At 53.5% G+C, this 14,878-nt stretch carries 13 protein-coding genes and 1 tRNA gene; 6 read left to right on the plus strand and 8 right to left on the minus strand.

Features of this window, described 5'->3' with window-relative positions; translation table 11 throughout:
- Positions 1-10 precede the first annotated feature (10 nt).
- The 4 genes from htpG to ACNQ6O_RS06395 form a co-directional block, all read right to left on the minus strand.
- Positions 11-1,903, minus strand: coding sequence for a molecular chaperone HtpG (gene htpG, locus ACNQ6O_RS06380; RefSeq protein WP_418052415.1), 1,893 nt, complete (start codon positions 1,901-1,903; stop codon positions 11-13).
- A 375-nt stretch (positions 1,904-2,278) separates the two neighbouring features.
- The gene (locus ACNQ6O_RS06385) at positions 2,279-2,713 is read right to left on the minus strand and encodes a PaaI family thioesterase (protein ID WP_199007359.1); all 435 of its coding nucleotides are present in this window, start codon (positions 2,711-2,713) and stop codon (positions 2,279-2,281) included.
- Positions 2,710-3,180 (minus strand): PaaI family thioesterase, encoded by a 471-nt coding sequence (locus ACNQ6O_RS06390; protein ID WP_418052416.1) that lies wholly within the window; start codon positions 3,178-3,180, stop codon positions 2,710-2,712. The genes ACNQ6O_RS06385 and ACNQ6O_RS06390 overlap by 4 nt, the downstream gene beginning before the upstream one ends.
- A gap of 18 nt (positions 3,181-3,198) precedes the next feature.
- Positions 3,199-3,939, minus strand: a complete 741-nt coding sequence (locus ACNQ6O_RS06395) for a DUF599 domain-containing protein (protein ID WP_418052417.1) — start codon at positions 3,937-3,939, stop codon at positions 3,199-3,201.
- 233 nt (positions 3,940-4,172) lie between these two features.
- On the opposite strand from ACNQ6O_RS06395, the gene ACNQ6O_RS06400 reads away from it, so the two are divergent.
- From ACNQ6O_RS06400 to ACNQ6O_RS06415, 4 genes are all read left to right on the plus strand, one after another.
- On the plus strand, positions 4,173-5,408 hold the full coding sequence (locus ACNQ6O_RS06400; protein ID WP_418052539.1) for a M48 family metalloprotease: 1,236 nt from the start codon (positions 4,173-4,175) through the stop codon (positions 5,406-5,408).
- Positions 5,409-5,572: 164 nt separating this feature from the next.
- Positions 5,573-6,118 (plus strand): hypothetical protein, encoded by a 546-nt coding sequence (locus tag ACNQ6O_RS06405; RefSeq protein ID WP_418052418.1) that lies wholly within the window; start codon positions 5,573-5,575, stop codon positions 6,116-6,118.
- Positions 6,118-7,305 (plus strand): iron-containing alcohol dehydrogenase, encoded by a 1,188-nt coding sequence (locus ACNQ6O_RS06410; protein ID WP_418052419.1) that lies wholly within the window; start codon positions 6,118-6,120, stop codon positions 7,303-7,305. Before ACNQ6O_RS06405 ends, ACNQ6O_RS06410 begins: the two co-directional genes overlap by 1 nt.
- 171 nt (positions 7,306-7,476) lie before the next feature.
- Complete coding sequence (locus ACNQ6O_RS06415; RefSeq protein ID WP_418052420.1) at positions 7,477-8,259, plus strand: substrate-binding periplasmic protein; 783 nt, start codon at positions 7,477-7,479, stop codon at positions 8,257-8,259.
- Between the two features lie 18 nt (positions 8,260-8,277).
- Here the strand turns inward: ACNQ6O_RS06415 and ACNQ6O_RS06420 are convergent, their stop codons facing one another.
- On the minus strand, positions 8,278-10,761 hold the full coding sequence (locus tag ACNQ6O_RS06420) for an ABC transporter permease (protein ID WP_418052421.1): 2,484 nt from the start codon (positions 10,759-10,761) through the stop codon (positions 8,278-8,280).
- The gene (locus ACNQ6O_RS06425) at positions 10,761-11,480 is read right to left on the minus strand and encodes an ABC transporter ATP-binding protein (protein ID WP_418052422.1); all 720 of its coding nucleotides are present in this window, start codon (positions 11,478-11,480) and stop codon (positions 10,761-10,763) included. Before ACNQ6O_RS06425 ends, ACNQ6O_RS06420 begins: the two co-directional genes overlap by 1 nt.
- Before the next feature lie 66 nt (positions 11,481-11,546).
- On the opposite strand from ACNQ6O_RS06425, the gene ACNQ6O_RS06430 reads away from it, so the two are divergent.
- Positions 11,547-12,173 carry an arylesterase gene (locus tag ACNQ6O_RS06430; RefSeq protein ID WP_418052423.1) on the plus strand — a complete coding sequence of 209 codons (627 nt, stop codon included), beginning with the start codon at positions 11,547-11,549 and terminating at the stop codon, positions 12,171-12,173.
- A 190-nt stretch (positions 12,174-12,363) separates the two neighbouring features.
- On the opposite strand, the gene ACNQ6O_RS06435 is transcribed toward ACNQ6O_RS06430, so the two are convergent.
- On the minus strand, positions 12,364-13,233 hold the full coding sequence (locus ACNQ6O_RS06435) for a YheT family hydrolase (protein ID WP_418052424.1): 870 nt from the start codon (positions 13,231-13,233) through the stop codon (positions 12,364-12,366).
- A gap of 169 nt (positions 13,234-13,402) precedes the next feature.
- Here ACNQ6O_RS06435 and ACNQ6O_RS06440 point away from each other — a divergent pair.
- Positions 13,403-13,478: transfer RNA gene (locus ACNQ6O_RS06440), tRNA-Asn, on the plus strand.
- A 53-nt stretch (positions 13,479-13,531) separates the two neighbouring features.
- Here the strand turns inward: ACNQ6O_RS06440 and ACNQ6O_RS06445 are convergent.
- Positions 13,532-14,815 carry a M18 family aminopeptidase gene (locus ACNQ6O_RS06445; RefSeq protein ID WP_418052425.1) on the minus strand — a complete coding sequence of 428 codons (1,284 nt, stop codon included), beginning with the start codon at positions 14,813-14,815 and terminating at the stop codon, positions 13,532-13,534.
- Between the last annotated feature and the right edge of the window lie 63 nt (positions 14,816-14,878).

Below are 14,878 nucleotides of genomic sequence, written 5' to 3' on the forward strand. Positions count from 1 at the left end.
AGGAACTAGCTCAGTTGGCCAATTCGAGCAGCAAACGGTTCAAACGGCTCACATAAGCGCCGGGATCTTTCAGCTGCTCGCCGCTGGCCAGCGTAGCTTGATCGAACAACACGGCAGAAAGCTCACCGAAACGTTCTTCGCCCTGCTCGCTTTCAAGACGCTGAACCAGCGGGTGGTCTACGTTGATTTCAAAGATCGGCTTGCTGTCCGGCACCGCCTGGCCAGCGGCCTCCATGATCTTCTTCATCTGTGCGCCCATATCGAACTCACCGGTCACCAAACAAGCCGGAGAGTCGGTCAGACGGTTGGTTACCCGCACGTCCTGAACACTGTCTTCCAGGGCTTTCTTGATGCGCTCAGTCAGCTCTTTGTGCTCTTTAGCGGCTTCTTCCTGCTGCTTCTTATCTTCCTCGGTTTCCACTTCGCCCAAGTCAAGATCACCACGAGCAACGTCCTGGAACTGTTTGCTGTCGTATTCGTTGAGGTAACCCATCATCCACTCGTCGATACGGTCAGACAGGATCAGAACCTCGATGCCCTTCTTACGGAACACTTCCAGGTGCGGGCTGCTCTTGGCGGCCACGAAGTTATCAGCGGTGATGTAGTAGATCTTCTTCTGACCTTCTTTCATCCGGCTGATGTAGTCATCCAAAGACACATTCTGGGTGGCTTCACCGGTATGAGTAGACGCAAAACGCAACAGGCCAGCAATCTTCTCTTTGTTGCTGAAGTCTTCAGCCGGGCCTTCTTTCAGAACCGCACCGAACTCATTCCAGAAGCTCTGGTATTCATCGGCATCCTTCTTGGCCAGCTTAGACAGCATGTCCAGTACACGCTTGGTCATAGCAGTGCGAATACTTTCCACGGTGCTGTCGTTCTGCAGAATCTCACGAGACACGTTCAGAGACAGATCGTTGGAATCGATCACACCTTTGGTGAAGCGCAGGTACAACGGCAGGAACTGCTCGGCATCGTCCATGATGAACACACGCTGAACGTACAGCTTCAGGCCGCGCGGCGCTTCACGGTTGTACAGATCAAACGGAGCACGCTTAGGAATGTAAAGCAGGCTGGTGTAGTCCAGCTTACCTTCCACTTTGTTGTGAGACCAAGTCAGCGGGTCTTCAAAGTCGTGGGCGATGTGCTTGTAGAACTCTTTGTACTCTTCGTCTTTGATCTCTGTACGCGGCAGGGTCCATAGAGCGGTCGCATCGTTGATGGTTTCGTCTTCGCCCTTCTTGTCCTCTTCCTCGCTCTCGGACTTCATAACCACCGGGAAGGAGATGTGGTCGGAGTACTTCTTCACCAGAGTACGCAGCTTCCAGCCATCGGCGAATTCGGTGGCATCCGGTTTCAGGTGCAGCACAATCTCGGTACCGCGCTTGTCACGGCTGACCTGTTCGATGGTGAACTCACCGTCGCCTTTGGACGACCAATGCACACCCTCCTCTACCGGGGTGCCTGCACGGCGGGTGAACACGTCAACTTTGTCAGCAACGATAAATGCGGAGTAGAAGCCCACTCCAAACTGACCAATCAGCTTGCTGTCTTTCTTTTCGTCGCCAGACAGCTGCTTGAGGAATTCAGCAGTGCCAGAACGGGCAATGGTGCCCAGGTTGGCTACCACGTCATCGCGGTTCATGCCGATACCGTTATCGGTCAGGGTGATGGTGCCGGCGTCTTTATCGTAATCCAGCCGAATTTTCAGCTCGGAATCGCCTTCAAACAGGGCATCATCTTTCAGGGCGGCGAAGCGCAGTTTGTCTTCGGCGTCTGATGCGTTGGAAATCAGCTCACGAAGGAAGATTTCCTTATTGGAATACAGAGAGTGGATCATCAGCTGAAGCAGCTGCTTCACTTCAGTCTGGAATCCTAGGGTCTCTTTATTGGTTTCTACCGTCATGGCTTGTGCTATCTCCTACTATTTAACGTTCGGTGGAGCGGTGCGATCGGGTAGCGGTTTCCAAAACACGCTGTAAATACATCCTTGTACGCTCTGCTTCGCCATCCATGGCTACGCAAGGTTTTGGAAACCGCTACCCGACCACACCACCCGACTTATGTAAAAGGCCGAAAGCTGCATGGAGCTTGGGCCCTCATGCGGGGATGCGCTTCCGAAACCGTGCGGAGCCATGGATGGCGGAGCCCGAGCCGAACAGGGACGTCTCGAGGCGTGTTTCGGAAGCGCATCCCCGCATGAGGGCTTACACCAATACAGCGTGGACTGAACTCAGAAATGGGGGCCCGGCGGGGGATTTCAACCCCGGCGAAAGCAAAATCAGTCTTCGAGTAGAAAGTGAGCCCGTGCGGTGGCAATGGGCTGGGAGCGGGACTTTTGCCAAGCGGTGATCATCACGTTCGCCACCCGATTCCCCTGACGGGTCAAATGGCATTCAGCGTAGGTCTCGCGATTCAGACCGGCACGCAGATAATCCAACGAAAAGTCGATAATTCGGGGCATACGCAGCGTGTCTTGAGACATCATCAAGTAAATGGCGGCCGACATCTCCATGAAACCACCAATTACGCCGCCATGAATAGCAGGCAAAATGGGGTTGCCCAGATTTTCTTCTTTCACCGGCAGGCGGAAAATCAAATCATCCCCGAAACGGTCACACTGCAAGCCAATCCACTTTGCGTACGGAACGCTATCCAGCATTCGGGAAAAGTCACCCGTTTGCTGAGTGTACTTCAAAATTTCCGGACTGGTCATTCCTCTCCTCCGGTAATCAGATCTCGATAGGACTTCGGGCTGGCCTCTTTACCGATACGCATAAACGTGCCCACACAGTTGGCAATAATCTCCCCACCCTCCTGATAAGCAACACAACGGGTAAAGATAATATTCCGCGTCACTTTGTAGGTTTCTGCTCGCGCAAATACAGGTTTCCTTGGCTCTGCCGGGCGCATGTAGTCAACACGCAAATCCAGCGTCGGGCACAGCTCGAATTCATCCAGCGCGCAGATCATCACCGAGCCAGACGTGGTATCCATCAGCGTGGTGATCGCGCCGCCATGAATCACGCCGGTATCAGGATTACCAATAATCTTATCGCTGTACGGCAGTTCCAGAACCAAATATCCGTCACCCACTTCTCTCGCGACCAGCCCTAACTCCTTTGCCTGGTTCAAAGTGCCTATAAACCGGGTTACCCGGTCAATTCGGGTTTCATCATTCATTCAGGGAGGTCCTGCAGATCAGTTTTTCGTCTTTGTATCCGCGCCCTGCTGCACCGGTATGGCTTCTTCAAAAACCTTACCGTCGCGCAGTGCGTTGAGAGCATCGGAGTGGAATTCGCGGCGATACAGTACGATGACCACCAGAGTTGAAGCAGCAATAAAAGCCAGAGGGTGGATAAAGCCAACCACGACAGCAAGTGCATAGTAATAAGAACGAAGCCCCAAGTTGAAGGCATCCCCCGCCAGATTACAGATCTTACCGGCGTTACAGGCGAAGGCTTCTCTGGCAGCGGGGCTTATTTTGGTGTCACCCGCCAAAGGAGCACTGCCAATCATGACGGCGACAAAATTGTACATCCTCATCGCCCACGTAAATTTAAAGAAGGCGTAAACAAACACCACCAGCAAAACCACCAACCTCAACTCCCAAACCGCGCGGGTGGGTACGATGCTGAAAGGCATGGTGGCAAAAACCTCCATGGCCTCGCTGGTATAGCCTAAAGCGGTGATAAGACCCGCCAAAATCAACAAACAGCTGGACGCGAAAAACGCCCCGTTTCGCTCAAGATTGCCAACCGCAGAAGTATCGGCGATGCGGTTGTCGCGCTTAAGCATGACCCGCATCCAGTCCTCACGATATAAATCGAGCGTATTTGACAAGCACGAACGGGTATTGGCGCGGTTTCTGGAGTACCAGGTATAACCAACCCAACAAACTAGAAACCAGAGCAACGCCAATAGGTCTAAGTAATGTGTCATTGGATGCTTTTGAGTCCGGGCTAGTAGAAATGCGGTAAAAACGTTCCAATATAATACGCCAAGGCGGCTTTTTCGGCCACTTCACAGCCAACGCAATACGGCATAATGCCGCGATTGTGCTATAAAATGCGGTCTACTTGACCACTTTTCGTTCAAAAGGAACGAACACTCGTACCACCAAGGAGTCATGCGTGAAATCAGGAAACTTGCCCAGCTTGATTATTATTCTGGCAATGCTGTCAACGCTCACCGGATGCGCAGTCAACCCGGTTACCGGCGAACGCCAGCTGGCCTTGATTCCCGAAAGTCAGGAGCTGTCACTAGGTGCTGAGCAATACGTGCCCACTCAACAAACACAAGGCGGCCAGTTTTATTTAGATCCTGAGCTCACGGTGTATGTACGGGAAGTCGGAAAGAAAATGGCACAGGTAAGCGACCGCCCCGACCTGCCTTATGACTTCGTCGTGTTAAACAGCAGCGTACCGAATGCCTGGGCATTGCCGGGAGGCAAGATTGCGATTAACCGCGGCCTGCTGGCGAAGCTGGATGACGAAGCGCAGCTGGCCTCTGTACTCGGCCACGAAATTGTTCACGCCGCCGCGCGGCACAGTGTTCAGCGCATGCAGCAAGGCATGTTAATCAGCGCGGGCATGGCGGGAATCGGAATGGCGATGTCCGATAACGAGTGGGCCGGACTGATTATGGGAGGCGCGGCTGTGGGTGCTCAATTGGCACTCGCGCAGTACGGCCAGGGTGATGAGCTGGAGTCTGACGCCTACGGAATTAAATACATGAAAGCGGCCGGCTACGACCCTCAAGCCGCGGTCGAGCTACAAGAGCTTTTCCTATCTTTATCCGAAGGTAAGCAATCGAGCTGGCTAAACGGTTTATTCGCCAGCCACCCGCCCTCCGCAAAGCGCGTGCAAGCGAATCAAGAACTTGTTCAGAAAGTCGGTGCTGGTGGTTACCGGGGCACAGAGGTTTACCAACGGCGAATTGCCATGATCAAGAAGCTACAACCTGCCTACGACGCACACGACAAGGCCCTGAAGCTGGCTTCCGAGGGTGACTTCAGCGGAGCTTTAACCTCAATCAACAGCGCCATCAAAGCAGAGCCTCGAGAGGCGATGTTTTATGCCCTACGTGGTCGGATCTATAAAAAACAGAATGAACCCGAAAAGGCACGTGCAGATTTCGATAAAGCGGTATCCCTATACCCCGAAATGTTTCAATACCAGCTGCATAATGGCCTGAACGAATTGGCCCTGAACAACCTCGCTAAAGCAAAGGGCCACCTTGAACGCGCAAACCAAGTGGTACCAACGTCAATCGCTTACCTGCGTCTAGGTGACATTTCTAAAGAACAAGATCGCCAGGATGAGGCCATCCGTTATTATTCGGCAGCGGCCGAGGCTGGAGGAGATATTGGCGAAGAAGCCAAACGCAAACTGGCGGCCATGACAAACTAGAAAAGTTATCGAAATTTCAAACAAAACCGGAGGTTAACCACCTCCGGTTTTTTTATGCATGAAAACATGGCCCGTTTGACCCCCTTCTTCTGTCAACGATTGCATTGACTTCTAGAGCAATAACTCTAAAAATCAGATAACCCAATAACAATCGGATGAAAAACATGCTCTCAAAACGACTGCAACCGATCACATTTCAGGCGAGGCGAACCTACGTCGAATTGATGTTTCAGGTCATGGGACGCGCTTTGCAAGCCATTAGCGAAGTAGACGACACAGCACGCGAAGAAACCAAGCTCCTCCCCGATGGATTCCTCTTTGAAATGCAGGTTATGCCTGCCGGCCCAAAGTTGATTGTGGAGCATACCGGTGACGGCCACTTGCATTATCTTGGTGACCAGGCTCCGCGGCCGGTTGATCTGTCGATCCAATTCAAACACATGGCGCACGCGTTCCTGGTTATGTCATTTCAGGAAAAGACCGCGGTTGCCTTTGCAAACGACCGCATGCTGGTCGATGGCGACCTGAGCCTCGCGATTCGGATGACACGCGTTCTAAACCGTTTGGAATCGTTCATCCTGCCCAAACTGGTCGCTGAGCGCGCCGTAAAAGAATACCCGGCAAACCTTAACCTCCCGAACAAACTCATGAATGCCGCCCGTATTTACCTGAAAGTTGCCACCAACCTTGTCGAGACAGTGAGAGCATAATGACCAACAAATACTACGAGTTCTTCTGCCCGGTGAAAGTCATTGCAGGCAAAGCCGCTTTGGAACACATCCCGTTTGAACTGACCAGTCTGGCCGCAAAACGCCCAATGATCATTACCGATAAAGGTGTGCGCGCTGCTGGCCTCTTAGAACCCGTGATTGCTGCCTGCGAAGAAAGCGGTCTGGACATCGTTACAATATACGATGACGTGCCCCCGGACTCATCCACAACCGTGGTAAGTGCTATCGCCAAGGTGTACCGTAAAGAAAAATGCGACTCGATCATCGCAGTGGGTGGTGGCTCCGCCATCGACACTGGCAAAGCGGTCAACATTCTGGTTTCTGAAGGCGGTGATGACATTGCCGAGTACAGTGGTGCCGGAATACTGAAGCACCCTTTGAAGCCGTTCTTCGTAGTTCCAACCACCGCTGGCACCGGCTCGGAAGTGACCTCGGTTGCGGTTATTTCCGATGAGAAAAAAGGTGTAAAACTGCCCTACTCATCACCATTCTTGCTGCCAAATGCTGCCGTTATCGACCCTAGAATGACGCTTACGCTGCCTCCGCACATTACGGCGGCTACCGCGATGGACGCTTTAACACATGCAACCGAAGCCTTCACCTGCATGGCCAAGAACCCACTGAGCGATGCCTACGCGACTGCCGCCGTGAAAAAGGTCAGCCAGTCCCTGCTGAAAGTAATGGATCAGCCAAAAGACGAAGACGGACGCCTGGATTTGGCGCAGGCTTCCACCATGGCTGGTATAGCCTTTTCCAACTCCATGGTTGGCCTTGTCCACTCACTAGGCCACGCCACAGGTGCAATTTGCCATTTGCCACACGGCCTGTGCATGAGCCTGTATCTGCCATACGTTCTGGAGTTCAATCTGGAAAGTATTCGCGAACCGCTGGGCGAGCTACTGCTGTATTTGGAAGGCCCAGAAGTGTATTCCGCCACACCTTCGGCTCGTCGCGCAGAGGCCAGCATCTCTGCCATCCGCAAACTTCGCGATGAACTCTACAAACGCTGCAAGCTGCCACGGACGCTGAAGGAAACCGAAAAGGTACTCGAAAACCAACTTGAAGCCATTGCATCAATGGCTCTGGACGACGGTTCGATCATGTTCAACCCAAGAGAAGTCTCGCTTGAAGACGCGATGACGATCTTGCGGAGAGCCTGGGCCTAACCCCCGCCTCTATAGCGAAATGCTACTCGGTAACAACCGACTAGCATTTCGCTACATAAACAGCATTTCACATCCACCATTTAAAAGGTAATATTCTGTTAGCATTCTGGCACAGAGCAAGCTGGAGGGCCTTTATATCGTTTCGTTTACCCGGCCGTCAGGGTTTCTTGCATGTTTTTTCGATCCATCTACGCTCTAAAATCTTCCGCCAAACTTCTGGCTTTCCCGCTTCTATTTTTAGCCACTGTAGCGAGCGCCTCTGCCGGCACCGAAGAAAATCTCCAAACATTCCGTCTCAACATTTCCCCTCATGGGTACCCTCCCTATTTGATCGTTGACGGTGAAGAACCGTCCGGAATCTTGTGGGATGTTATGGCAGAGATAGCGCCACGACTGGGCTATGTGCTGATTCCAAGAAAGATCCCCCGGAAACGGGTGGATAGCATGCTGCTTGATGGCTACATCGATGGCACCTTAAGGGCCATTGAATGGACCGAGAAACCAGAAAAATATCTGTTCACTCAAGCTGTGGTAGATGTGGAAGAAGTGTTGTTTTTCGAACGCGGCACCGAACTGGAATTCTCTGACCCGGCTGACCTGTTCGGACATACCATCGTTGCGCACTTGGGCTACCGGTATCCTGTTCTTGCCCCCTACTTTGAGCAAGAGGCAATCAAACGTTTCAACGTCTCTAGCGACAAAGACTTGTTCCGCTATGTGTTGCTGGGAGATCGCTTTGACGGAGCATTGGCTGACCGATTGGTGGGTCAGTGGATATTGCGCAATGAAGGGCTCACAAATCGGTTCCGGTCTTCTACCGGAAATATCAGCAAGTATGGCTTCCGCCTCATGCTCCGAAAGGATTGGACTGACTTCGCACAAGGCTTTAATCGCGAACTGTCGGCCATGCACGAGAATGGCGAACTGAACGCCATCCTCGCGAATTACCGTTAAATCATAAAGATGGCCCCATTACTCCAGTCTGCGCAACAGCAGCATCGGAGACACGCTCAACACCGGCCTTAGCTGCCAGCGCCCGAACAATGCCAGCAACAAAGCGCTAACGAGTGGAACCGACAACACGACTTGCCAATGCCAGCGAAATTCGCCTTCAAACGCCCGAGCCTGCAATGCATAAACCGCTGCTTCAGCCGCTAGCACGCCAAGCACCCCCGCAAAGAATCCCAGTAACGCAAACTCCAGCATAGTGCTTCGCACTAACAACGACTGCTGGCCTCCCAGCGTTCGCAGCAACGCACCTTCCCGCTGCCTGTCTCGCAAAGTAGCACTCACCACCGCGGCCATCACCACAAGCGCCGCTGCAAGAATCAAAGCCAGAATGGCTTCAATGGCTTGCGTCACCTGCTTAACAATTTCCTGAATGCGCTTGATGATGTGATCGATCTCCAAGACAGAAACCGTTGGGTACTGCCGGGAAAACTCGTTCAACAACAGTTTGTCGTTTTCATCAAGGTGAAAACTGGTGATCCAGGTCGCGGGCATCTCAGTCAGTCCGCCGCCAGGCGGGAAAGCCATGTAGAAGTTTGGCTTCATGCTGTCCCATTGGACACTGCGAATGCTGGCTACCGGCTCCGTGACTTTCTCCGAGCCGATGGTGAACGTTAATTTGTCCCCCAGCTTCAAGCCAAGCTTACCGGCTAATTCCGCCTCTACCGATACGCCTTCCGTATCATCAGCAAACCACTCCCCTTCCTGAATTTGGTTATCCTCTGGAAGCTTCGCCATCCACGTCAAGTTTAACTCGCGATTGAGTGCATTTATGCGCTCATCCTTGCTCACGGCCTCTTTGACGGGCCGGCCATTCAGCTCTGTCAGTCGTCCTCGGACCATCGGATACACAGCATCCAAAGGCACACCGCGCTCTGCCCAAAAGGATTCCACAGAGCCAACATCGTCCGGAGCAATATTGATCAGAAAGTGATTGGGCGTATCTTCCGGTAGCTGGGCCTGCCAATCCTCCAGCAGCGCAGAGCGAACCAACACCAGCGTGGCGGCCAGCATAAGTGTCATGGCAAATACCGCCATTTGCGCCATGCTGGCTTGTCGGTGCCGATACAAGCCGACAAGCGCAAGGCGCCATGAATTTCCGCCCCCGCGCACACGGCGGAGCAGAGACACCATCAGCCAGCCAATGAGCGCCAATACCGTGAGCAAAAGAACCAAACCGCCGAGTAACGAAACCACCAAGGTTAGCTCACCAGCATAGAGCCAAACCAAACCAAAGACCGCAACGACAGCGATCAGGATATCTGGCACAACTTCCCTCCCGGATTCACCTGGCTGCGCACGCAACACCCTCATCGCGGGTACGTTTTGTAGGCGGCGAACGGGTGGGTACGCGAAAGCAAACAGCGAGATCAGGGCGGTCAGCAACGCAGGCGTGAGCGCCGCAGGGTCCAGATAGAAATCAATGGGGCGTTCCAGCACGTTGCTCAACATACGCACCAGCATCCAAAACAGCGGCAACGCCACCGCTAAACCGCCAACAATACCTACAACACCCCACAAAGCCAGGCGGCGCAGATATAAACGGCCAATACCAGCACCCGTCAGCCCCAACGTTTTCAGAAGTGCGACCGTATCGCGCTGGGAAAGCGCGTACTGACGGCTCGCGACCGCAACGGCTACAGCGGCTAGCAATACGGCCAGGCTGCCGCCAAGCAACAAGAATCGCTCGGCGCGCTCTAATGAGCGGGAGAAGGTTTCGCCGTCCCTAACGCCCTCCCATTCATGGCTGGGTTCCAGTTGTGGCTCCAGCCACTGATAGTAGTCTTCAAGCAGGCGCTCTTCGCCGGCAAATAGGGATACGAATCCCACCCGACTGCCTTCCTGCAACACACCGGTGGCCGCGACATCGTCGACGTGCATCATCACACGAGGCGCCAATGAGGAAAGTCGGAAACCGCCATCTGGCTCTCGTATCAGCAGGTTCGAGACGGTAAGTTTAAGGTTCCCCACCTCCAGAGTGTCGCCGATCTCTAGTTCCAATAACTTGAGCAGCCTCGGATTGATCCAGATCTCTCCGGGCCTTGGCCCCGCATCAACGGTTATTCGCGATGCGTCTTCGTTTGGTTGAACTTCGATGTCACCACGCAGTGGGTACTCATCGCTAACGGCTTTCACCGACACCAACTGGAATCCATTTTCGCCAAATACCATGGTTGAAAACTTGATCATCTGACCGGTTTCCAAGCCGCGGTTTTGTGCTTCTTCTATCCAGCCTGAAGGCACAGGCTTTCCGTTCTCTGCGTCAAGCTGGCGATCAGCCGCCAAAAAGGAGCTTGCGGAGGAGACCAACGTGCGTTGAAGCTGGTTAGCAAACAGCGCGATGGTTGCCACCGTCGCCACTGCAATGATCAAGGCAACCAAAACCACCCGAACATCCCGCTCGCGCCAGTCACGCCTTACGGACATCAATTTCTTTGCGGCGGCCATCAGTCAGCTAACTCCCGCGCCGCATCAGGCTCGCTTACCACACCAGCTTCAATGTGAAAGGTGCGGTTACACCGTTCAGCCAATCGCTCATCGTGGGTCACCATCACGAGGGTAGCGCCCTGCTCCCGGTTAAGATCCATCAGCAAATCGGAAACTGATTGTCCGGTTCGGTTATCAAGGTTGCCGGTGGGTTCATCGGCAAAGAGTATGCTGGGGTCGGAGGCGAACGCTCGGGCGATGGCCACGCGTTGCTGTTCACCACCCGATAGCTGTCGAGGTGTATGATTCAGGCGTTCTCCCAAGCCGACGCGTTCAAGCAAATCGCGGGCACGCTTCTGGGGCTCTTCTATTCCAGCCAGTTCCAAAGGTAACATGACGTTTTCCAAAGCACTTAGAGCCGGAAGGAGCTGGAAGGACTGAAAAACAAAGCCTACTCGCCTTGCGCGCAGTTTCGCGCGCTCGTCTTCGGTTAGGCTACTGATCTCGGCACCATCCAATTCCACGGTGCCTTCGCTTGGGGTGTCGAGTCCGGCGAGCAGTCCTAATAGAGTGGTTTTACCGGAACCGGAACGGCCAACGATGGCTACGGATTCGCCCCGATTGATTTCCAGGTTCACCCCCTGCAAGATCGTCAGCGTGTCGGTTTCCAAGCTTACTTTATGGGTCAGTCCGGTAACTTTCAGCATGGGGCGATGATCGTTTTTTGTCAGGTCCGTCATTTGGTCCACGGTTGCTCCGTTCGCTGGCGTTCAACGTTTGAAATTTTAAGGGTACACGAATCTATTATGCATAAGGCGTTTACGTTGGTTCGGTCGTTTTTGCTCATCGCTTTTGTGGTGGTTGCCTGGTCCGTGCAGGCCAATCAATCCACGCTGCTCGTTGTTGGCGACAGTTTAAGTGCTGCGTACGGTGTACCTTCCGAAACCGCTTGGGTGCCTCTGCTGCGTGATCGGCTGGAGCGCGAGGGCCTGCCATGGCAAGTGGTTAACGCCAGTATCAGCGGTGAAACGACCGATGGGGGTTTGCGCCGGTTGCCTCGTTTACTAAAGCAGAATGAGCCGGATGTGGTTGTCATTGAGCTAGGCGGTAACGATGGCTTGCGCGGGTTCCCTCCGAATGTGATTGAGGCGAATCTAGCCAAGATGATTGAGTTAACGTTAGCAGCTGATGCTACTCCAATTCTTGTGGGCATTCAGATTCCGCCAAATTACGGTCAGCGTTATACGCAGATGTTTTCGGATATCTTTCCAGCGTTGTCTGACCGGTATAGCGTAGGGTTGGTTCCGTTCTTTTTGGAGGGAATTTACGATCAAGAGGGGTTGATGCAGGGGGACGGCATTCATCCTACTGAGGAGGCGCAGCCTATGTTGCTGGACAACGTTTGGCCTCAGCTGGTGCCTCTGGTTCAGTAATTTGTTGCCCTACTGGTTTTTGGCTTGGGTGCAGGTCGAGGGAGTGCGGTATCCTGTCCTGAAACCGCTACGAGCACGTCCGTGTGCGCTTCTCTTCGGCCATCCATGGCCTACGAAATTTCAGGACAGGATACCGCACTCCCCCGCCCCAGGCTTTTCCGGAATACCACGAAAGCATCTAACAGCGTACTTAAGCGAAGTTTCCAACGAAATCCAGAACCCGCCTTTCCGACCAGTAGTAACCATCTTTTGCGTGTTCAACAAATCCTACGTGGCCGCCCCATCGGGGTGCTTCGACTGTTACGTGCCGGCCCAGTACTTTTTTAGATTCGGGGTAGCAGGCGGCAGACAGGAACGGGTCGTCTGCGGCGTTGACCATCAGGGCGGGGACTCGGATGTCTTTTAGTCGATATAGCGCCGAGCATTGGGCCCAGTAGTCTTTTGCATCTTTGAAGCCGTGTAACGGTGCGGTGTATCGGTTGTCGAATTGATGGAAATTTCGGATGCTTTTGAAGTCGCTGATGTCGATCAAGTCGGGGAAGCGTTCCGATTTCTCCTGCATTTTTCCGTACAGGTCGTTTAGGAATCTCTGCATGTAGATTCGTCGGCTGGGCAGTGCCAGCATGTCCGCGCTGCCGGCTAAGTCAACGGGTACGGAATAGGTCACAGCGCCGCTGATTCGGCTGTCGAGCTGTTCGCTTTGCTGCCCGAGGTACAGCAAGGTCAGGTTGCCGCCCATGCTGAAGCCGGATAAGAACAGGTTTGTATAGCGTTCGCGCAGCGCTCGGGTGACGACGGTGTGTAGGTCTTCGGTGGCACCGCTGTGGTAGAACCTGGGTTGGTGGTTCATGTTTCCGCCGCAGGAGCGGAAGTTCCAGGCCAGTACATCCCAGCCTTCGGCCATCAGCGCTTTTGCGAGGCCGAGCACATAGGGCCGGCGGCTGTGTCCTTCTAAACCATGTGATATCACGGCGATGCGGTCGCTGTTCTGGCGGTACCAATCCAGATGGAGTTCGTCGTTATCGGGCGTTGCGAGAACCTCGGTTTGGGGTGCTGGCATCTCGACGTTTCGGAACAGTGTGGGCCAAATAGACTGCACGTGCCCATTACGTAACCACACCGGTGGGCGGTACGGATACTGGACTCGCCTGTGCAAATTTTGACCTTTTAATTCAGGGGGTTGACGAACCAAATCAAAGTCCTTAATATGCGCCGCACATTGATGCTGTTCCCCGATAGCTCAGTTGGTAGAGCAACGGACTGTTAATCCGTTTGTCGCTGGTTCGAGCCCAGCTCGGGGAGCCACTTCTTTTAAAAAGCCGCTGATTGTCCCAATCAGCGGCTTTTTTCTTTCTACGTCAAAGCACTTCTTCCCGCTGCATAAATTCTTTAAGAACCTGGTACAGGGTGAAGCCATCCTGAACGCCAATCAGCTCCCGAATCGAATGCATCGCAAACTGTGGCACACCGATATCCAGAGTGGTTACTCCGAGGTTAGCGGCAGTCAGCGGGCCGATGGTACTACCACACCCCATGTCACTGCGCACCACGAAGGTCTGGTGAGGCAACCCCAACTCATCACTGATGTGTCGATACAACGCAGCTGAGCGACTGTTGGTTGCATAACGTTGGTTGTGGTTCACTTTGATCACCGGCCCTTGATTCAGTATAGGACCATGGTTTTCGTCATGCTTGTCCATGAAGTTCGGGTGCACGCCGTGCGCGTTGTCTGCTGAAATCATCATAGACCGGGCAATCGCCCTGCCCTTGCCAGCGCCACACCAGCGCTCCAATACTTCTCCCAGGAAGGGCCCTTGCGCGCCCTCTGCCGACACACTGCCAACTTCTTCGTGATCGTTGCACACCAAAAGCGCAGCTTGATCGCCGGACGTATCGAGGAGCGATTGCAGTCCGATGTAACAGCTCAAAAGGTTATCCAAGCGTGCTGAAGCCAGGAAGTCTTCACGCAATCCAACCAATGCGGCATCTTGAGCATCGTAGAAGCTGAGCTCGTAGCCGAGAACCTTGCTGGCTTTCAGGCCGGATTCAATGGCAATCTGCTCTTTAAGTAAATCGCTGAACGTTTCAGTCTCAGATGCTTGCATCAATAGTGGAGGCAGATCAGTCTGGGCGTTAACCGAGCGGTTGCTGTTGGCTTCACGATCCAGGTGGATTGCCAAGCTCGGGATGATAGCGACAGGCTTTTTAAAGTCGATGAGGACATCCTGAACTTTGCCATTCTCATCAAGCACAGTCACCCGACCTGCCAAAGATAGGTCACGGTCAAACCACGGGTTCAGCAGCACGCCACCGTAGACTTCAACGCCCAACTGAAAGTACCCCTTGCGGCGAACTTCCGGGTTCGGTTTTACTTTCAGGCAAGGGCTATCGGTATGCGCGCCCACCATTCGGATGCCCGAGTTTTCAGCGCCTTTTTTTCCGGTGCGGAACGCGATGATGGAGGAGCCGTTACGAATCGCGTAATAGCTTTTTCCCTGTTCCAGCGTCCACTCGTCCCGCTCATCGAGCCGTTCAAAACCGGACGCCTCAAGGCGTTCTTTCATTGAATTCACCGCATGCCAAGGCGTGGGCGAAGCATTTAAAAACTGCAGCAAGTCATTATTAAATTCAGTGTGTTCCATGATCTTCCTGATTGCATGATAATGGCTGCTACAGTATGGCATGAAGCCGCTACCTCGCCTACA

This window comes from Marinobacter sp. SBS5, assembly GCF_048285575.1.
GTDB lineage: Bacteria > Pseudomonadota > Gammaproteobacteria > Pseudomonadales > Oleiphilaceae > Marinobacter.

What these genes read in the sequence shown, in the direction of transcription:
- ACNQ6O_RS06415 (WP_418052420.1), top strand. Translation starts at nt 7,477, where the DNA reads ATGTTTTTTCGATCCATCTACGCTCTAAAATCTTCCGCCAAACTTCTG.
- ACNQ6O_RS06410 (WP_418052419.1), top strand. Translation starts at nt 6,118, where the DNA reads ATGACCAACAAATACTACGAGTTCTTCTGCCCGGTGAAAGTCATTGCA.
- ACNQ6O_RS06405 (WP_418052418.1), top strand. Translation starts at nt 5,573, where the DNA reads ATGCTCTCAAAACGACTGCAACCGATCACATTTCAGGCGAGGCGAACC.
- ACNQ6O_RS06390 (WP_418052416.1), bottom strand. Translation starts at nt 3,180, where the DNA reads ATGAATGATGAAACCCGAATTGACCGGGTAACCCGGTTTATAGGCACT.
- ACNQ6O_RS06425 (WP_418052422.1), bottom strand. Translation starts at nt 11,480, where the DNA reads ATGACGGACCTGACAAAAAACGATCATCGCCCCATGCTGAAAGTTACC.
- ACNQ6O_RS06445 (WP_418052425.1), bottom strand. Translation starts at nt 14,815, where the DNA reads ATGGAACACACTGAATTTAATAATGACTTGCTGCAGTTTTTAAATGCT.
- ACNQ6O_RS06420 (WP_418052421.1), bottom strand. Translation starts at nt 10,761, where the DNA reads ATGGCCGCCGCAAAGAAATTGATGTCCGTAAGGCGTGACTGGCGCGAG.
- ACNQ6O_RS06430 (WP_418052423.1), top strand. Translation starts at nt 11,547, where the DNA reads ATGCATAAGGCGTTTACGTTGGTTCGGTCGTTTTTGCTCATCGCTTTT.
- ACNQ6O_RS06385 (WP_199007359.1), bottom strand. Translation starts at nt 2,713, where the DNA reads ATGACCAGTCCGGAAATTTTGAAGTACACTCAGCAAACGGGTGACTTT.
- htpG (WP_418052415.1), bottom strand. Translation starts at nt 1,903, where the DNA reads ATGACGGTAGAAACCAATAAAGAGACCCTAGGATTCCAGACTGAAGTG.
- ACNQ6O_RS06395 (WP_418052417.1), bottom strand. Translation starts at nt 3,939, where the DNA reads ATGACACATTACTTAGACCTATTGGCGTTGCTCTGGTTTCTAGTTTGT.
- ACNQ6O_RS06400 (WP_418052539.1), top strand. Translation starts at nt 4,173, where the DNA reads ATGCTGTCAACGCTCACCGGATGCGCAGTCAACCCGGTTACCGGCGAA.
- ACNQ6O_RS06435 (WP_418052424.1), bottom strand. Translation starts at nt 13,233, where the DNA reads ATGCCAGCACCCCAAACCGAGGTTCTCGCAACGCCCGATAACGACGAA.